Genomic DNA, 738 nt, shown 5'->3' on the forward strand with positions numbered 1-738 from the left:
TCTGCTCTTTTGCGTTGAATCTAAATTTCCAACTCTGTCTTGCCAAAAACGAAAAAACCACCTTTAACGGTGGTTTTTTGATTATTTTCAGTGTGGCTTAGTCACTAGAGTGATTCAATCGCTTGTTGAATTGCAGGACCAATTTGACGCTTGCGAGACGTCACGCCATCCAATACCAACATGTCATTGTCGATTTTCACATCAAAAGCTTTTGATAGCACTTTCTTATCTGCGTCATCCGCCCAAAGCATGTTTGCACGTTTGTGCTTGGTATCTGTGATCGAGAAGAACAAGTAATCAAGATTCTGAGCTTTCTTATACGCTTGAATGGCTTCGTTGAAGTCCTGTTTGCGGTCAATCAACTGCTGCGCGTTGAGCGTTTCAGCTACGCCGATGCCTACCTTTTTACCTGCAAATTCAAAGTTCTTGTAGTCCATCGTCAAAATCGTCTCTGCTGAGAAATGGCTCAGATCCGATTTAGCCAACAACATTTGTTCACCAAAACCTTTGATGTCTTTGATGCCTGCAATGTCCGCCAGCTTTTGCGCGTACTGTTTGTCATATTCAGTGGTAGTCGAAGATTGCAACACCACCGTGTCCGACAAAATTGCTCCTAAACCTGCACACGCAATATTCTTAGGCAGTTTAACGTTTAACTTCTCGGCATTTGCCGTAAGAATTGTTGCTGCAGAACCCCAAGCACGAATGTCCATCGTGACGATTTGCGGCACGCTGATT

The 738-nt window shown here is 43.6% G+C and carries 1 protein-coding gene; it reads right to left on the minus strand.

What is annotated here, in order from left to right:
• Window positions 1-104: 104 nt before the first annotated feature.
• Window positions 105-738: DHHA2 domain-containing protein (locus R7R24_RS26645; protein WP_318120108.1), on the minus strand; the 634-nt coding region annotated here is incomplete at its 5' end.

Source organism: Vibrio sp. 704, from assembly GCF_033339295.1.